The organism is Kordia sp. (genome assembly GCF_050633145.1).
In the GTDB taxonomy this organism is placed as follows: Bacteria; Bacteroidota; Bacteroidia; order Flavobacteriales; family Flavobacteriaceae; genus Kordia.
This window is the reverse complement of the sequence record NZ_JBOEFY010000023.1, coordinates 25,594-45,346: the sequence shown is the minus strand read 5'-3', so window position 1 is coordinate 45,346 and position 19,753 is coordinate 25,594. Positions and strand designations below refer to the sequence as shown.

At 34.9% G+C, this 19,753-nt stretch carries 9 protein-coding genes; 5 read left to right on the top strand and 4 right to left on the bottom strand.

The features are described 5' to 3' along the window. Positions 1-259 precede the first annotated feature (259 nt). On the top strand, positions 260-7,564 hold the full coding sequence (locus ACRBBL_RS11560) for a PKD-like domain-containing protein (RefSeq protein ID WP_431369210.1): 7,305 nt from the start codon (positions 260-262) through the stop codon (positions 7,562-7,564). A gap of 7 nt (positions 7,565-7,571) precedes the next feature. Continuing rightward, positions 7,572-8,579, top strand: a complete 1,008-nt coding sequence (locus ACRBBL_RS11555; RefSeq protein WP_431369209.1) for a PorP/SprF family type IX secretion system membrane protein — start codon at positions 7,572-7,574, stop codon at positions 8,577-8,579. A 26-nt stretch (positions 8,580-8,605) separates the two neighbouring features. Here the strand turns inward: ACRBBL_RS11555 and ACRBBL_RS11550 are convergent, their stop codons facing one another. From ACRBBL_RS11550 to ACRBBL_RS11535, 4 genes are read right to left on the bottom strand one after another with little or no spacing between them, the layout of a single operon-like run. Beyond that, entirely contained in the window at positions 8,606-9,700 is a 1,095-nt protein-coding gene (locus ACRBBL_RS11550) for an acyltransferase family protein (protein ID WP_431369208.1), read from the bottom strand. A 12-nt stretch (positions 9,701-9,712) separates the two neighbouring features. Then, positions 9,713-11,023 carry a sugar MFS transporter gene (locus ACRBBL_RS11545; RefSeq protein ID WP_431369207.1) on the bottom strand — a complete coding sequence of 437 codons (1,311 nt, stop codon included), beginning with the start codon at positions 11,021-11,023 and terminating at the stop codon, positions 9,713-9,715. A gap of 18 nt (positions 11,024-11,041) precedes the next feature. Next, entirely contained in the window at positions 11,042-11,764 is a 723-nt protein-coding gene (locus ACRBBL_RS11540) for a LytR/AlgR family response regulator transcription factor (RefSeq protein WP_431369206.1), read from the bottom strand. After that, a complete protein-coding gene (locus tag ACRBBL_RS11535; protein ID WP_431369205.1) occupies positions 11,761-12,816 on the bottom strand; it encodes a sensor histidine kinase in 1,056 nt (351 codons plus the stop codon). Before ACRBBL_RS11535 ends, ACRBBL_RS11540 begins: the two co-directional genes overlap by 4 nt. A gap of 222 nt (positions 12,817-13,038) precedes the next feature. On the opposite strand from ACRBBL_RS11535, the gene ACRBBL_RS11530 reads away from it, so the two are divergent. The 3 genes from ACRBBL_RS11530 to nagB all read left to right on the top strand — a co-directional run bounded on the left by ACRBBL_RS11530 (position 13,039) and on the right by nagB (position 19,750). After that, entirely contained in the window at positions 13,039-16,125 is a 3,087-nt protein-coding gene (locus ACRBBL_RS11530; RefSeq protein WP_431369204.1) for a SusC/RagA family TonB-linked outer membrane protein, read from the top strand. Between the two features lie 4 nt (positions 16,126-16,129). Continuing rightward, positions 16,130-17,710, top strand: coding sequence for a RagB/SusD family nutrient uptake outer membrane protein (locus ACRBBL_RS11525; protein WP_431369203.1), 1,581 nt, complete (start codon positions 16,130-16,132; stop codon positions 17,708-17,710). A gap of 108 nt (positions 17,711-17,818) precedes the next feature. Further along, on the top strand, positions 17,819-19,750 hold the full coding sequence (gene nagB, locus ACRBBL_RS11520) for a glucosamine-6-phosphate deaminase (RefSeq protein ID WP_431369202.1): 1,932 nt from the start codon (positions 17,819-17,821) through the stop codon (positions 19,748-19,750). Positions 19,751-19,753: the final 3 nt, after the last annotated feature.

Genomic DNA, 19,753 nt, shown 5'->3' with positions numbered 1-19,753 from the left:
ATCGTCTTTTGTGATGTTTTTACCCAATATTTCTTGCATTAATTTAGCACAAATACACAAATCATATTAAGAAACAGTAAAAATTACTCGAAATACGGAATTCCACAAAAATAAGTGGGTTTTATTGAATTATTTTGAAAATGAACAGGTTATTAATAATTTTTTAATGCATTTCTCACATTAACCAATAGATATTAGTTACTTTTAATATGTTGAAAATGGACATTTAGATGTTAATTAGACACAAGAAAACCTACTTATGATGAAAAAATACTTATTTGTGCTATTATTGGCGTGCTTTGCAGTACAAACGGATAGTACTGCATCGTCTATTGCTAAAAATACACACTCCACAATGATGCCTAATGCAACCATTAGTGTGGATGTTACAACTGTATGCCAATACAATGATTCGCCTGTGATTACCTTTACAGGATCCGCAGGAACTGCTCCATATACATTTACGTATACTATAGGTACAGGAGCACCATTAACGATTACCTCTACAGGAAATACGGCTATGGTAAATGTTAATACGCAGGTTAGCGGCACTTTTACATATACCTTGACACAGGTACAAGATGCAGTTGATCCAACGCCAGCAGTGATTTCTGGACAAAGTGTAACAATAAATATTACCGAAGGTCCAGATGCTAGTCTAGCTGGAACGGGCTTTATTGAAGCACAATCCTTATTTAGTATTTGTGGCGATGAAACATCTTCTATAATTACTTTTACTAATACTTCATCTACATCATCTACATTAAATGCAAATTATACAATAGATTGGGGAGATGGCAGTACTCCTTTTAGTGCAACTAATTGGAATGTAGAAATGCATGAGTACACAATAGGAACGTATACATTAACTTATACAATTGAAGGAAACAATGGTTGTACTACTGTTCGTGAATATACAGTATTTTTAGGCTCTAATCCTGGTGTTTTATTTGGAAGTGAAGGAAATGATGGAATATTATGCGAAGGAGGATCAATAACTATTCCTATACAAGGTACTGACTTGAATACTCCAGAAACTACTTATACAATTACATTTACTGATGGTTCACCCCCAGTAACTCTAAGTCACCCGCCACCAACTTCAATAACACATACATTTAATATGACATCATGTGGAACAAATAGTGACGGAAATGCGAATTCATTTTCTGCTACAATAGAAGCAGAAAATCTGTGTAGGGTTACAGAAGTCACCGTTGGTCCTATTTATGTTGTTACGCCGCCAGAAGCAGATTTTACAATACCCGCCAATCCTGTATGTAATACCACTGAAGTTTGTTTTGAAAATACCTCAATTGGTAATGAAATTAATGAAAATGATGGTAGCTGTGATACAAGTCCAAATTTTGTTTGGGAAATCTCTCCAAATACATTTACTATTGATAGTGGTATATTAGGAAATGATTTTGACACTACAGAACCTAGTCTTTGGCAATCAGGCTCAGATATTTTATGTGTGAATTTTCTAGATTCAGGAACTTATACCATCACACAAACAATAGCAAATTCATGTGGAATAGATACGAGAATACAAACCATCTGCGTAGAAGAACCTGTAAATCCACAATTTACTTTAAGTACAGATAACGGTTGTACACCTTTAGCAGTGACAACTGCAAATAACACAGACGAATCTACAAGTTGCACTCCACCAACCTATGAATGGCAAGTTACGTATGCTTCTGATTTTTGTGGAACTACACCTGAAGATTGGAGTTTTACCAATGGTACCTCAGCAACTTCTCCAAATCCATCATTCAATTTTGTAACACCTGGAACGTATACAATTCAGTTAACTGGAACCAATGAAACTTGTGGAAGCCAAAGTAGTTCGCAACAAGTGATTGTAAAACAACCGCCTACAGTAAGTATAAATCCTATAGCCGATCTTTGTAATTCAAGTACAATCAATCCTAGCGCAATTATTGAAACTTGTACTGATAATGCAGGCGCTGTTACATATTCTTGGTTATTTCCAGGAGCAAATACAACTTCATCTAATTTAGAATCACCTGGAACTATTGACTATCCTATGCCAGGAACGTATACAATTTCATTACAAGTAACCAACGATTGTGGTGTTTCAGAAGTTGCTATGGAAACATTTACCATTCAAGAAGTTCCTGTAATTACCAACACCGATTTAATGCAAGATATTTGTTCCGGAGCTTCAAGTACTGAAATTAACTTAATGTCTAGCAGTACCAGTACTACGTATACATGGACGGCAACGGCAACGGCAGGAATTAGTGGTTTTATTCCATCTGGAGCTTCAAGTACAATTCCTTCGCAAGTTATCACTACAAGCAATACCGCATCAGGAACAGTGACATATACTGTAACACCTTCTATTGGAGATTGTGATGGCGCGTCAGTAGATTTTATCATTACAGTAAATCCAGCACCAGAAATCACCACGCAACCACAATCTAGCACAGTTTGTCAAAACGGAACACCCAATACGTTAAGCGTTGCTACTTCGGGAGTTTCTGCTCAATATCAATGGTTTTCAAACACAACAAATAGTAACACTGGAGGAACACCAATTGCTGGTGCTACCAATGCAGATTATGTACCTCCAACTGATACTGTAGGAACTATATATTACTATTGTGAAATTACTTTTACATCTGGCGGCTGTTCTTCTTTAAACTCTCAGACAGCAGCTGTTGTCGTGACTCCAAATGCAAGTATTATTTCACAACCAACTATCACACAAAGTTTGTGCGTAGGAAGTACGATTGATAGCCCGCTATCCGTTGCATTTACAGATGGAACGGGAACTGTTTCGTATCAATGGTTTAGCAATACCACAAATAGTAATTCGGGCGGAACTGCCATTGCAGGTGCAACTAACTCCGATTATACACCACCAATATTTACCGCAGCCGGAAATTACTATTATTATGTAGTTTTATCCTTTGCAGGAAGTGGCTGTGATGATATCGTTAGCGATGTTTCAGAAATTATTGTGGTAGCATTACCTGTTATTGATGTACAGCCATTGGCGACACAATCTCTATGTCAAAATACAGCATCACAAATATTAGAAGTACAAGCTTCTGGAGGTTTAGGTGCATTTTCCTATCAATGGTTTAGCAATACCACAAATAGTACTACTGGCGGCACTGCTATTGCAGGCGAAACAAATGCTACATATACACCACCGTCAACGACTGTAGGCACATTGTATTATTATTGTGTAATTTCACAAGCTGCAAGCGAAAGTTGTACGGTTACTAGCAATTCCGCAGAGGTTATTGTAAATGCTGCGCCATTGATCGATTCTCAACCGCAGTCACAAGACTTATGCTTAGGAGATGCTGTAAATACGCTTACGGTAAGTTATATAAATGGTGTCGGAACACCAACCTATCAATGGTATTCCAATACTGTAGATAATACTACTTCTGGAACTTCCATTACAGGAGAAACAACCGATTCATATACGCCAGATGTTTCTGCAGTTGGAACAACTTATTACTACTGCATTATCACATTTACTTCGGGCGGTTGTCCAGAAGTCACTTCTGTTACTGCTGAAATTATCGTTAATGAAACGCCTAGTATCAGCAATTTTACTGAAACACTTTGTAGTGGTACTAATTTTACAATAACTCCTGACAATACCAATGGAGATACTGTTCCTACTAATACAACTTATACTTGGACAACACCTGTAGTTTCTCCTGCGGGAAGTGTAACTGGAGCAACTGCTGAAACTGCTCCACAAACAGAGATTAGTCAATTTTTGACAAACACTACTAATGCTGTGGCAACAGTTACGTATACAGTAGTTCCTACAGCTGGAAATTGTGATGGAACACCTTTTACAGTAGAAATTACTTTAAATGCTGCTCCAGAAGTTACCATGCAACCACAACCAAGTACGGTTTGTCAAGATGGAACACCAAACACGTTGAGCATTACTTTAGGAAATACTTCAGACACACCTCAATACCAATGGTATAGCAATACTATTGACAGTACTACAGGAGGAACACCAATTGCAGGTGCAACCAATGCTGATTATATACCACCAACAGATATGGTTGGCGAAATTTATTACTATTGTGAAATAACATTTTCGTCTGGTGGCTGTTCCTTACTCAGTTCTCAAACTGCGTTAGTAACTGTAACACCGAATGCAACTATTACAGATCAACCAACAACGACAGAAAGTTTATGTGTAGGAAGTACTATTAGTAATCCATTATCAATAACGTTCATAGATGGAACAGGTACCGTTTCCTATCAATGGTTTAGCAACGCAACAAACAGTAATACTGGTGGAACGGCTATTGCTGGAGCTACTAATGCTGATTACACTCCTCCAATATATACAACAGCAGGAACTTTTTACTATTATGTAGAATTATCATTTACAGGAAGTGGTTGTTCCACTGTTGTGAGTGATGTTGCAGAAGTAGAAGTTGTTGATGCTCCTGTGATTGATTTACAACCAATTGCAACACAAACACTTTGTCAAAATAGCATTCCGCAAGATTTAACAGTGCAAGCTTCTGGCGGTTTGGGAACATTTACATATCAATGGTTTAGCAATACCACAAATAGTACTAGTGGCGGAACGGCTATTGCAGGTGAAACAAATGCTACTTTTACGCCTCCAACTACTACAGTAGGCACATTGTATTATTACTGCGTGGTTTCACAAGCGGCTGGTGAAAGTTGTACAGCTACGAGTAATCCTTCAGAGGTTATTATAAACCTTGGACCACAAATAGACACACAGCCACAATCGCAGGAATTATGTACTGCAGATACGGTAAATGTGTTAAGTATAAGTTACTCCAATGGAGTTGGTACACCAACATATCAATGGTATTCTAATACGGTTGATGATACTGCTACAGGAACTCCTATTGCTGGAGAAACTTCTGATTCCTATACGCCAAATACTTCTTTGCAAGGAACAACGTATTATTATTGTGTTATTACGTTTTCTTCTGGTGGTTGTTCAGAAATCATTTCAAATACGGCTGAAATTATTGTAAATGAAACTCCTAGTGTGAGTAATTTTACCGAAACTATCTGTAGTGGCAACAGTTTTACAATTATTCCCGATACAGCTAACGGAGATGTTGTTCCTACAAACACGACATATACATGGTCAGCACCAACAATTACTCCTGTGGGAAGTATTACAGGCGCAAGTGCTGAAACAACACCACAAACAAATATCAGTCAAACATTAACAAATACAACTACTTCATCCGCAACTGTTACGTATACCGTAACTCCAACTGCGGGAATTTGTGATGGAAATACATTCACAATTGTAGTTACTGTAAACCCTGCCATTTCTGCAAATACCACAATTACTCAAATTGATTGTTTTGCTGCAAATAATGGTGAAATTGCTACAAATATTTCTGGCGGTGTTCCTTTTACAACAGGAGATCCATATATCATTTCTTGGACAGGTCCTGGAGGATTTACTTCTAGTGATGCTACCATTTCTAACCTTATTCCTGGTGATTATACCTTAACAGTCACAGACGAAGGCGGTTGCCCTTTTTCAGAAACCTATACTATTACAGAACCTAATGAATTGGTATTAACCGTTGATAGTGAAAATTCTATTAGTTGTTTTGGAGCGAATGATGGTGAAATTTCGGTGACAGTTTTAGGCGGAACTCAAAATTATGTGTACAATTGGACAAGAAATGGCATTGCTTTTTCTATGGATGAAGACATTTCAAACCTTAGCGCTGCCACTTATGAGCTTACAGTGACTGATGCCAACGGCTGCGGTCCAGTAACGCAATCATTTGTAATTACAGAACCTAATGAATTGATGGCTTCTTTATTAAATCAGACGAATGTAGCATGTTTTGGAGAAACTTCGGGAGCTATTGATATTAATGTAACTGGTGGAACTCCAACCGAAACCGCTCCTGGCGTATTTGAATATACATATGCTTGGACAGGTCCAAATGGGTATACAAGCACAGATCAAAACATAAGCAATTTAGCAGGCGGAACATATAATTTGACAGTGACAGATGAAAATGGTTGTGATGATACGCTTAGTGTTCTGTTAACTCAACCTGATGAAATTGTCATTTCTGTTGAATCAACGGAGCTTATGTGTTTCGGAGATAACAATGCTTCTATCACCATTACAGATATTTCTGGCGGATCAGGCTCGTACACAATTGAATGGAGTAATTTTGGAGAAGGGATGGTACAAAATAACTTATCAGCTGGTGATTATACAATTACTGTAACCGATAGTAATAACTGTACCGCTTCTGTAACTGTTACAATTGATGAACCTCCAATATTTACTATTGAACCTATTGTGCAACAAATTTCTTGTTTTGGAGAAAATGATGGAAGTATCAACTTAAACTTTCAAGGTGGACAAGATCCTATCAATTTTGCTTGGGCAGATGATCCTAATGCAGGTGTAGAACGTAATAACTTAGGTCCTGGTGTATATACAATTAATATTGTAGATGGAACGCCGTGTACTATTACAGAAACGTTTATAATTGTTGAACCTGCTGAGTTGACATTATCTGCTAATATTACCAATGCTTTGGATTGTGATGATGCGAGTTCAGGTGCAATTAACCTAATAATTTCTGGAGGATCTGAGCCATTTACTGTCAGTTGGTCAAATGGTGAAACGACAGAAGATTTAGATGATATTACTGCAGGAAATTATTTAGTAACAGTCGTGGATGCAAATGGTTGTGAAGCTACTGATACATATAGCATCATTCGTCCACCAGAAATCGTAATTGATGTAGATACGGAAACAATCGTTAATTGTAACGCTTTCACAGCGAGTCAAACCTTTACTGCACAAGTTTCTGGCGGTGTACCTCCGTTTACATTAAACTGGTCAAGCGGAACGGTTACAGGTGTCAATAATGAAATGATGAGTACTTCGCAAAACGGACTTGTTATTTTAGAAGCGACAGATGCTTTAGGCTGTATAAGTAGTTATACTTTTGAAGTAGATATTCCTGAATATAGCGATGCAGAATTCACTCTTACTTCTATAGCTTTTGAAACCTATGGAATTTATTCTCAAATAGATCCAATACAATTTACGAATACAACTACTGGCGATTATACTAATATTTCTTGGGATTTTGGTGACGGTAATTTTTCCAATGAAGAAAATCCATTGCACTCATACGCTTCTCCTGGCGCATATACAGTTGTACAAACCGTAACGTTTCCTGAAGGTTGTGTGTATACAAAAGTTATTACGTTACTTATTGATAAAGGATACAAACTTATTATGCCAACAGCTTTTACGCCAAATGAAGATGGTTTAAACGACTTTTTTAGGCCTGTTTTTATTGGATTAAATTCTATGGAACTAAACATTTATGATACTTGGGGAAGTCTAATTTATTCCGAATCGGGTGATGATGTACAAGGTTGGGATGGAAAAGTAAAAGACGAGTTTGTAGAAAACGGAAACTACTATTACACATTTAGCGCAAAAACATTTTTTGGAACAATTGTTCGCGAAAGCGGACCACTTACACTAATCTTATAATTCGAGTATGAAATTAAAAATATGTCTTTTTATTATTGGTTTATGCTTTGTTCCGCAAATAAAAGCACAAGACCCTATTTTTACGCAATATTTTTTAGTACCACAAACCTTAAATCCAGGATTTACAGGATTTTTAGAAACTACGCATTTCGGAATTGTACACAGAACTCAATGGCCAGCTTTAGGTTTCCGAGTTGATACGAATTATGGTTTTGCAAGCACTTGGTTTTCTGAAGCAAATAGTGGTGTTGGTGTTAGTTTTTTAAATCAGCGTGAAAGCCAAAGCGGATATACATTTTCTCAAATAAATGTCAACTATGCATATCAAGTACAGTTGGGAGAGGATTGGTATTTCCGTCCAGGGTTAGAAGTTGGTCGCGGTTGGAAAAACATTGGGTTCCAAGGCTTATTATTAGAGGATCAAATAAATATTCAAACAAGTACAATTAGCCCTACTTCTATTGATGCTCTTTTTTTTAATAATGATGGTCCTATTGGTTTTTGGGATATTTCTGCTGGATTATTGTTTAATACTGAAAATGCATGGATTGGCGTTTCAGCAAAACATTTAAACAGACCAAATATTTCACTAACAATAGGTGGAAATGCTCCGTTGGAAACATTCTTTTCCATTAGTGCAGGATATGAATTTCTTGTAACCGATTATATCGATGTTAGTTTTTTAACTTTTGAGACGCGTCTATTACTCACAGGAAATTATATGCGTCAAGGACAGTTTAGTCGATTTGACTTAGGAACTTCACTTTCGGTAGGACGCTTCTTTTTAGGATCTACCTTAGTGACAAATCCGTCCAAGAATAGTGGAAACAGTCATTTGTTGACTTCAGTGAATGCGTTCACTGGGTTGCAATATACCAACTTCCGATTTGGAATTTCGTATGATTTCAACACATCTCAAATTGGACGTACTGGCGGTGTATATGAAATATCACTCACCTATCAACTTGACTCAGAAAAAAAGAGGTGTTTTGGCTGTCCTGATTATCAAGATTAAAGATTTACTACATATAAAAACTGACGCTACACTTTAATAATGATTTTCTTTTTGAATAGAATATATCCTAATAATAAGTAAAATAACACTACTGTTAAAGCATATAGTAAAGAAGACATTTCTGCACTTAGAAAGGAATGTACAAATATGTTATTGTATAGATATGAATGTATGTTTTCGGTTTCTCCAACCTTCGTCAAATAAAAGAATTTTGAGATAAAACTGGATAAAAAATAAATGGTAATTGCGTTGATCCCAACATATTTGAAGATTGCACCAAATTTTATATGTAGTACATCTGTAATGAAATAAATTATTGATAAAATTAAAACTGCCCAACCACCTGTAACTATTACAAAACTGCTACTCCACAGTGCTTTGTTTATAGGAAACCAATAACTAAAAATATATCCGATAATGAGTAATCCAATAGCTATTATGAAAAGTAAAATTTCTTTTCTGCTTTGATAACTCATCAATACTTTACCAATTAAAACTCCTAATAAACATGTGATTACAGAAGGAATTGTACTTAGTATGCCTTCAGGATCATAATCAGGTTTCCACATGTGTTCTCCTAAAATGTTTAAATCTACATAATTAACCCAATTATTAGGCGCTCTGTCAAAAGTTGGCAATGTTCCATCTGAAAAAGGGAGGAACCCTAAAAAAGCCCAATATAATAGTAATGTAGCTATGGACAATCCTACGATAACTTTCCAATTAAAGTGAAGATATAGTATTGCCGAAACACAAAATACAATACCAATCCGTTGTAAAACTCCTGGTATTCGCATCGTTTCGATATCCGTAATAAACGGAAGATATGGTAAGAATACATTGAGAAATAACCCTAATGCAATAAGCTTTAAACTTCTAATAAAAATCTTATTGTATGTATAGAATGTTTTCGGCTTGTTTTTATAAGCAAATGCTATAGAAATTCCTACAATGAATAAAAAGAAAGGAAAAATTAGGTCTGTTGGTGTTAAGCCATGCCACTCTGCATGTAGCAGAGACCCATATACATTAGACCATGTTCCAGGTGTATTTACAAGAATCATTGCCACAATGGTAATTCCTCTTAAAATATCAACGGAAGCTATTCTCTCCTTTTTCATCAGACCAATAAATTAAGATTTTTTGAGTCCTACTTTATGTCCCCAAAAAGCATAGTATAATATGATAACATAACATGGAAGTAATACCCAATATCCGTATGATGCAGCTTCTGCTGTTGCTGCTATTTCATTAGCTCCGCTAGAAATAAGATGTTCTTTTTTACTATCTACTAAAGCTCCATATAGAAGTGGAAGAATAGCTCCACCAGAAATTCCCATAATTAATAATGCCGAAGCAGTTTTTGTAAATTTCCCCAATCCTGTTAATGCTAAAGGCCAAACTGCTGGCCATACTAATGCATTTGCAAACCCTAAGGAAGCAACCAGAAGAACTGAAGTAAATCCGCTAGTAAAAACAATAGCAAACGACAATAAAATCCCTAGTACTGCACTGGCTTTTAGGGCAAACGCCTGACTTATATATTTTGGAATTAAAAAGACTCCTAATGCATAGGTAAATACCATAGCCATGAGCGTTAATAATGTAAAGAATTTAGCTTGTTCGGTAGGAATATCTAAGGCAATACCATAAGCAATAATTGTATCACCTGCTATAACTTCTACTCCAACATATACAAACAACGCTAAAACGCCCAACCATAAATGTGGGAATTGAAAAATACTCGTTTTTGATTTTTCTCCATCTTTAGATTCTTCAATAGGAGCTGCTTCTACATGAGGTAAAGATGCTTTTCTAATTAAAATCCCTAGTATAACTAACACTATTGCCATAATAACATACGGCATTACGACACCATCTGCAGTCGTATTTAACAGTTGGTCTTTTTCTACTTCACTAATTGTGGTTAATTTTTCTTTTACATCATCGATTCCAGTTAATAAAATAGCTCCAAAAATAACTGAACCTAATGCACCAGCTACTTTATTGGCAATTCCCATAATAGCAATTCGTTTGGCTCCACTTTCTATAGGTCCTAATATGGTTATATATGGATTTGATGCTGTTTGTAATAAAGTCATTCCAATTCCTTGAATAAAAATAGCGACTAAAAACATCCAATAGGTTCTTGCACTGGCTGCTGGCACAAAAATCAATGCTCCAATAGCCATGATTATTAAACCTAATGACATTCCGCTTTTAAATCCTATTTTTTTAATAATATAAGACGCTGGTAATGCCATAACGACAAATGAAATATAAGACGCTGAAGCAACCAAATAAGACTGAGATTCCGTTAACTCATTGATCGTTTTCATATATGGAATTAAGGCGCCATTAATCCAAGTCACAAAACCAAATACAAAGAATAAACCTGCAATGATTAAAATTGGAACTAGTGTTGATTTTTTTAAAGTAGACATTATAAAAAGTTATGTTAGTTAATTTTTAGTATCATCATTAATATTGAAAATACGCTGTTTTGTAATTTTAAGATAGTTTCTACCAATTGGAATTTTTTTGTTTAAAATTTCAACGGTATTGCCTTCTAAAGCACTTATTTTATTAATGGAAATTGTATAGGATCGGTGAATTCTTAAAAAGCTCGATTGTGGCAACTCTTCAGTAATTGCCGAAAGTGATTTATGTACAACATAATCGCCAAGTGTCGTATTCACTTTGATATAATCTTTAAGGCTTTCGACAAATAAAATATCATTGAAATTCACTTTCACTAATTTTTTATTAACCTTTAAAAAAATATGTGGCTCTTGTTGCATACCTACATCTGTAGTTGCATTGTTCATATACACTTGTTGGTATACTTTATTGATTGTTTTTAAGAATCTGTCAAATGGAATTGGTTTTACAAGATAATCTAATACATTTAGCTCAAAGCTTTTTACAGCATATTCACGATACGCTGTTGTAATAATTATTAATGGTTTATAACTCAAATTTTCTATAAACTTAAAGCCAGTCATTTGTGGCATATTAATATCTAAAAAAATCACATCAATTTTCTCCTGTTCTAAAATAGGATATGCCTTTAACGGATTGTTAAAGGTATCAACGATTTCAACATGATCAAAACTCTTTAGGTGATTTTCTATAACCTGAATTGCCAAATGTTCATCATCTATTATAACGCACTTAATTTTCATAGTACTGGGATCTTTAAAAATAAATTATATGTGTTATCTCGTATATCCGTGTTTAAAACGAAATCATTGTCATACAACAATGTTAACCTTCTTTTAGAATTCATAATTCCAATACCGTGATTTTTTTCTTGATCGGTGTCATTGGGATTAAAATTATTTGCAAGTTTAAATTCTAAATAATTGTCTTTGGTAATTTCAAAACATATATTAATATTAATTTCATCCATTCCTTTTAAACCATGCTTAAAACAATTTTCTACAAATGATAAAAACAGCAATGGAGGAATTTCAACATCATCTATATTTCCTGTAATATTCATATCAGATTCAATACGATCACTAAATCGCATCTTTTCAATATCTATATAATTATTGATATGATTTATTTCCTTTAACAAACCTACTTTTGATCCTTTTACCTCATATAAAGCATATTGCATCATGTCAGATAATTTCAAAATCACACGAGGCGTATCTTCAGATTTATCAATAGCCAAAGCATACAAACTATTCAATGTATTAAAGAAAAAATGTGGTTGAATTTGAGATTTTAAAAGATTCAACTCAGTTCTCATTTGTACTTCTTTTAATCGTTCCGTTCTTTTTCGCTCAAAAATCCAATCAGCAGTCAGCTTTAACATCGTAACAAGTGCTACATCATAAATCCCTATCATAAAAACTACAATGATATGATTAAAAGAGTATGCATTTTGCGGTGTTTCTGATTCAGGCCAAACATTTTCATTAATTAACGCATAAATCAACTCGGTTCGTATCACATAAAAAATACTTAGCGTAATAAAAAAATATATAATATAACTCGCGTACTTTTTGTTTAAAATAAATTTTGGGAATAAGAAATAAATATTGACATATACCAACACAGCTCCAATAGAAACGGTTAGTAAGTTAGACTTGAACGAATACCAATAATCTTGATAATAACTTCCCCATCTAATAAAATTAAGCACAAAATATCCTACCCAAAACCCGATGTGATATTTTCGTGGTATGGTATGATTTGAACCTTCTTTAAAGATGGATTTAAGCACGTTTTTCTAATTTTACTACTATTAAATTATCAATTCTATACAGCAATTTTAACGATATAATAATTAATTAACAATAAAATTGATTATTCTTTATTTTTAAAAAATCGTTTATCTTCAATTCATTGTCGTCTATGTGTAAAATAATGTTGTTTATATATTTTTTTTCCAAATAAATTTTGATTGAAATACTTTGGGGTCATTAAATTGTAAATAACCAACATTATGAAACAAAATTTACGAGTGTTATTTTTGTTTTCTTTTTTCCTATTATCCATGCAATATTCTTTTGCACAGGAAAGAGAAATTAAAGGTACAGTAACTTCAAAAACAGATAATCTACCTATTCCTAGCGTAAATATATCAATAGAAGGAACCACAAAAGGAACACAAACAGATTTCGATGGAAAGTATTCTATCGTAGCGTCTCCTGGAGATGTCTTAACATTTTCTTTTTTAGGAATGACTACCAAGAAAGTGCCGGTACTCAATTCAAATGTCATTGACGTTCAACTTGAGGATGATCAAGAAGCATTAGATGCAGTTATTGTAACTGCTCTTGGTATTAAGAAAGAAAGAAAAACACTTACGTACGCTGCCCAAGATGTAAAAGGAGATGATTTAACGAGAGTTAAACAAACAAACCCTATTAACAGTTTATCGGGAAAAACAGCTGGACTAGCAATTACTAGAAGTTCTTCAGGTGTAGGAGGATCTACTAAGGTTGTATTAAGAGGTAATTCTTCTACAACAAATAATGATCCTTTGTATGTAATTGATGGTGTACCAATGCTAAACAATGGTAACGGTGCGCAACCTGGAGGTGATATTTTTGGTAGTCAAACTGGAAATAGAGATGGTGGAGACATTACTTCGCTCATAAATCCAGATGATGTAGAAAGTATTTCTGTATTAAAAGGAGCTTCTGCAGCTGCCCTATATGGTAGTCAAGGAGCCAATGGTGTTATTCTTATTACTACAAAAACAGGAAAAGAAGGAAAGCTTAAAGTAAACTACAGCTCAACGCTTACTATTGATAATGTTGTTTCGTTACCGGAATTGCAAACAGAATATCAATCATTATCTGTAGGACAACCAATAGCAGAAAACGGAAGAGTTACTGACCCTAAATCTTGGGGAGCTAAAGCTGGTGGATTGTCAAATACTGTTGATGACTTTTTTGATACAGGAGTAACTTCAATTCAATCTATAGCGTTAAGCGCAGGAAACAAAAAAGCGCAAACATATTTTTCATTTGCAAATACAAATGCTGGTGGAGTAATGCCTGGAAATAGATTTAACAGAAACGTACTTAACATACGTGAAACAGCAAGTTTCTTAGACGACAAAATTCAAGTGTCAGCTAATATTAACTTGTCAGATCAAAGAATTTGGAATAGACCAACTAACGGATTATACTCTAACCCACTAACAGGTTTATACCTAAATCCAGTAGGAATTGATTTAAATAATTATAAAAATCAGTTTGAGTATTTTAATACTGCTACAAACATGATGGATCAGTATGCTACTTCTTTTGATGAAAACATTCAACAAAACCCATATTGGTTAATTCACCGTAATCCTAGTAAAGATATTGCGCAAAGAGTTTTAGCTAGTGTTAGTGTAAAGTATCAAATAAGCGAAAATTTCTCGTTACAATCTAGAGGAAGTTTTGACAAATCATTCTTTACGTTCGACAAAAGAATGTATGCTGGTAGTGATTTAACTTTTGTGCCAGACACAGGAAGATACATTCTTGAAAAAACAGAAAACACACAACAATATGTTGATTTAATTGGTAACTATACGAAAGAATTATCAGAAGATTTTGATCTTGGAATAACCTTAGGAACAAGTCTTACTAAGTATTCAATCGGTGACAGAATAACGTTAGATTCTGGAACAAACGGAGGATTAAGATTCCCTAACGAATTTACCATTGCAAACTTTGTTCAAACAAATAATATATCGCAAAGCGTAACCAATAGAGAAGTACAATCTGTTTTTGGAACTGCTAACATTGGATATAAAGATATGGTATACGTAGATGTAACTGGTAGAACAGACTGGTCTTCAACACTAGTAAATACTGCATCAAGTTCTTTCTTCTATCCTTCAGTAGGTGTTACAGGTATTTTATCGAGTATGTTTGAAATGCCAGAATCTATTTCTTTTGCAAAAATTAGAGCTTCGTATGCAGAAGTTGGTAAAGATATTCCAGCGTATGCAACAATTCCTTTAAGAACAATTGGAAATACAGGATCTGCCAATCAAGCAACATTTGCACCTAGAGAAGGAGAAACTCTTGAGCCAGAAAAGCAAAAGTCTTTTGAAATTGGTACTGAGTGGAGATTTTTAGGAAACAGATTAGGAATCGATTTTACATACTATAGTTCTACTACAGAAAATCAAATATTCTTTATTGCTGCACAGCCAAACATACAAGGATATACACAAAACATAGTAAATGCAGGTGAAATTACCAATAAAGGTATCGAATTAGTGATTAATGCAAAACCTTATGAAAGCGATAACTTTAACTGGAATACAACCGTAAACTATGCTTCAAACCAAAACAAAGTTGTATCGGTGCATCCATCACTTGATAATGGAGAAGCAATCTTAACAGGTCCAGGAGTAAATGGATATGGATACTCTTTAATTGAAGGAGAAGACTTTGGTAGTATTCGTGGTCGCTCTGTAGTGAGAAACGCTGCTGGTTTACCTATAGTTACTGATGATGGAAGTGGAAACTTAACTATTGAAGCTACTGACTTTGAAACTATTGCACATGCACAACCAGACTTCACATTAGGATGGAGCAATACATTTACATACAAAGATTTAACATTAAACTTTTTAATTGATGGAAAATTTGGTGGAGATGTAGTAAGTGTTACTGAAGCTGTAAATGATTTTTACGGAGTATCACAAGCTACTGCCGATGCTAGAAATAATAATGGAGGAATGATAAATGTTGTAGACACTAATGGAAATCAACTTCAAATGACTGCGCAAGACTATTACACAAAAACAGGTGGTAGAGCTGGTTTATTAGGAGAATATGTATACGACGCTACAAATGTTAGCTTAAGAGAATTATCTTTAAGCTATAGACTTCCTGTAAAAAGTGAATTCTTTGAATCTGTGAACCTGTCTGTAATTGCAACCAACCTTTTCTTTATATACAAAGATGCTCCGTTTGATCCAAATATTGCTTCTAGTACAGGAATAGGATTACAAGGTGTTGATATATATGGTCAACCTTCGACAAGAAGCATAGGTTTAAACATTAATGTAAATTTCTAAGAAAATGAAGAAAATATTTATAAAATACGGATTCGCCTTTTTAGCGGTGATGAGTCTATCTAACTGTACTGATGACTTTCAAGACATCAATACAGATCCTAATGGGATAACTGAAGAAAGTTTAACCCAAATGAACAATAACGTAGGGAACGAATTTCAACCTATGTTCTTAAATGTATTTAATGCAACTCCTGCTTGGAACTATCAATTACAACAAGGTCTTCTAGGAGATGTATATTCTGGCTATATGACGCCACCAACACCATTTGCAGGAAATGTAAACAACATGACCTATGCTTTGGTAGATGGATGGAATGGTTTTCCTTGGTCTGATGCCTATGGAAGCGTAATGCCACAAGCATTAAATATTAAAAATGCTGTAGAATTATCTGGAGACGCTAATGCGATCAAGTTTGTGCATTTAGCAAACATTATAAAAGTAACAGCAATGCATCGTGTGTCTGACATTTACGGACCAATACGTTATACGAAGTTTGATGATTTTGCTACTACAGGAGAATACGATTCTCAAGAAACAGCGTACCAAGCATTTTTTAATGACTTAGGAGCTGCTATCGACGGATTAGATGCGTTTGTGGGAGATGTACAATTTATTCCTTTTGACAAATCATCTTTCGCAGGTGATATAGCTAAATGGAGACAATTTGCAAATAGTATGCGTTTACGATTAGCAATGCGTGTTTCAAAAATAAATCCAACACTAGCAAAAACACAAGGAGAATTAGCTTTAGCTAGTAATGCTGGATTGTTAGAAACAGAAGACATGGTTGTTTCTACTGGTTTCCCTCATCCTATTACAGTGATTAGCGGTTCTTGGGGAGATATCCGAATGGGAGCAGAAATGGAATCTATCTTAACAGGATACAATGACGGAAGAATCGATGTATTCTTCAATCCTTCTGCCGATGAATCTCTTGCAGGTGACTACAAAGGAATTCGTATGGGAATCGATATTGAGTCAAAAGCACAATACTTAGACCACGCTTCTATTGGAAGTGTTATAGATGGTGAAACAATCACTTGGATGACAGCATCAGAAGTACATTTCTTAAAAGCGGAAGCTGCCTTAAGAGGTTGGGCTGGAGCTGGTACTGCACAAGCAAGTTACGAAGCTGGTGTAACTGCATCATTTACACAACATGGTGTTTCTGGTGTATCAGATTACTTAGCCGACAACACAAGTACTCCAAACGATTTTGTAGATGCGTTATTTGCTGTAAACAACATTCCTTACGGAAGTGATGTTAAAATAGCATACAACGCAGGCGGAACAAATGAAGAACAATTAGAGCAAATCATAACTCAAAAATGGATTGCAATGTTCCCTGATGGACAAGAAGCTTGGAGTGAATTTAGACGTACTGGATATCCAAGAATTTACCCTGTAGTTGTAAACAACAGTGGAGGAACAATAGATACAGATACGCAAATAAGAAGAATCAATTTTGTTCAAAATGAACTAAACACCAACAGCGCTAATGTAGATATAGCCGTAGGATTTTTAAGTGGTCCGGACAATGGTGGAACGCGTTTATGGTGGGATACAGGCGGATCCAACTTCTAAAAATATAACGCGCTCATATTTCACGTTTGATTAGTTTATTACAACGAGAACGAAAGTTCTCGTTGTTTTACCCTGCACATTAATTTCAAAAAAAAGAAAGGCTATAAAATGGAAGTCGATTTCGAAAATCATAAAAACATTTCGTATACCAAAGCTGGAAAGTTTGAAGAAACACGTTTCGAAAAAATACACAATGTTATTTTTGAAACCTCTAATGAAGCGTCTATTCTTGTCGCACAAGAAATTGCTTCGTTAATCAGAGAAAAAGAGCTATTAAATAAACCATGTGTTTTAGGATTAGCTACTGGATCTTCTCCAATAAAAGTATATGAAGAACTTGTGAGAATGCACAAGGAAGAAGGGTTAAGTTTTGCAAATGTAATCACATTCAATCTTGACGAATACTATCCAATGGATAAAAGTAATATTCAAAGCTATCATTACTTTATGCATGAACACCTTTTTAATCATGTAGATATTTTACCTGAGAATGTTAACATTCCTAATGGAAAAGTAAGTGCCGAAGATTTATACCAATATTGTATTGATTATGAACTAAAAATTAAACACGTAGGCGGATTAGATTTTCAATTGCTTGGAATTGGTAGAACAGGACATATCGGATTCAACGAACCAGGTTCACATTTAAATTCTGGTACACGCATCATTACACTAGATCATATAACACGTGTAGATGCCGCACCTTCTTTTTTAGGAATTGACAATGTTCCAAGAAAAGCCATTACTATGGGAATTGGAACTGTGCTAAGTGCTAAAAGAATCATTCTATTGGCTTGGGGAATTAACAAAAGTGATATTGTAAAAGAAACGATAGAAGGACAAATAAGCGCCAATGTTCCTGCTACATACTTACAACAACATCAAAACACAACATTTATATTAGACAAAGAAGCTTCTGCCGAATTAACACGTGTAAAAACACCTTGGTTAGTAACCTCTTGTGTTTGGACAGAAGACTTAAAATTAAAAGCTGTTGTTTGGTTGAGTGAACTGCTCGAAAAACCTTTTCTAAAACTAACAGACAAAGATTATAACGATAATGGAATGTCTGGACTTTTAACAGAAGAAGGTTCTGCGTACGACATGAATATTAAAATGTTCAATAAGCTACAACATACCATTACAGGTTGGCCAGGAGGAAAACCAAATGCCGACGATTCTAACAGGCCAGAACGCGCATTTCCTGCCAAAAAAAGAATTATCATTTTTAGTCCGCATCCTGATGATGATGTCATTTCTATGGGCGGAACGTTTGACAGATTGGTAGAACAAGGACACGATGTGCATGTTGCATATCAAACCTCTGGAAATATTGCAGTATCTGATGAAGAAACGCTGAAATTTGCCGAAATCGCTAAAAATTTAGAACCTAGTTCTTTAAGTGTAAACGGAATTATCAATTTTCTGAAAACCAAAAAAGATAATGACCAAATAGATTCATTGGATGTACGAAAGCTAAAAGGAGCTATTCGAAAAAGTGAATCACTTGCCGCAACTAGATATGTAGGGTTAAATGATGAAAATGTACACTTTTTAAACCTTCCTTTTTATGAAACTGGAACCATCAAAAAAGGAAATCTTTCTCCTGTTGATATCCAAATCATGAAAGACATTATTGATGAAATAAAACCGCATCAAATTTATGCTGCTGGAGACTTAGCAGATCCGCATGGAACACACAAAGTATGTTTAGATGCACTTTTCATTGCCTTAGAGCAATTAAAAACAAACAAATACATGGACGATTGCTGGGTTTGGTTGTATCGCGGTGCATGGCATGAATGGGAATCGTATGAAATAGAAATGGCTGTACCAATGAGTCCAGATCAAATACTAAAAAAGCGTCACGCTATCTTTTACCATCAATCACAAAAAGATGGAGTCATGTTTCAAGGTGGAGATTCTAGAGAATTTTGGGTGAGAGCTGAAGATAGAAACAGACTCACAGCAAAAAAATATAATGATTTAGGATTAGCTGATTATGCTGCCATTGAAGCTTTTAAACGATATCATTTTTAAAAA

What these genes read in the sequence shown, in the direction of transcription:
- ACRBBL_RS11540 (WP_431369206.1), bottom strand. Translation starts at nt 11,764, where the DNA reads ATGAAAATTAAGTGCGTTATAATAGATGATGAACATTTGGCAATTCAG.
- ACRBBL_RS11555 (WP_431369209.1), top strand. Translation starts at nt 7,572, where the DNA reads ATGAAATTAAAAATATGTCTTTTTATTATTGGTTTATGCTTTGTTCCG.
- ACRBBL_RS11560 (WP_431369210.1), top strand. Translation starts at nt 260, where the DNA reads ATGATGAAAAAATACTTATTTGTGCTATTATTGGCGTGCTTTGCAGTA.
- ACRBBL_RS11525 (WP_431369203.1), top strand. Translation starts at nt 16,130, where the DNA reads ATGAAGAAAATATTTATAAAATACGGATTCGCCTTTTTAGCGGTGATG.
- ACRBBL_RS11550 (WP_431369208.1), bottom strand. Translation starts at nt 9,700, where the DNA reads ATGAAAAAGGAGAGAATAGCTTCCGTTGATATTTTAAGAGGAATTACC.
- nagB (WP_431369202.1), top strand. Translation starts at nt 17,819, where the DNA reads ATGGAAGTCGATTTCGAAAATCATAAAAACATTTCGTATACCAAAGCT.
- ACRBBL_RS11530 (WP_431369204.1), top strand. Translation starts at nt 13,039, where the DNA reads ATGAAACAAAATTTACGAGTGTTATTTTTGTTTTCTTTTTTCCTATTA.
- ACRBBL_RS11545 (WP_431369207.1), bottom strand. Translation starts at nt 11,023, where the DNA reads ATGTCTACTTTAAAAAAATCAACACTAGTTCCAATTTTAATCATTGCA.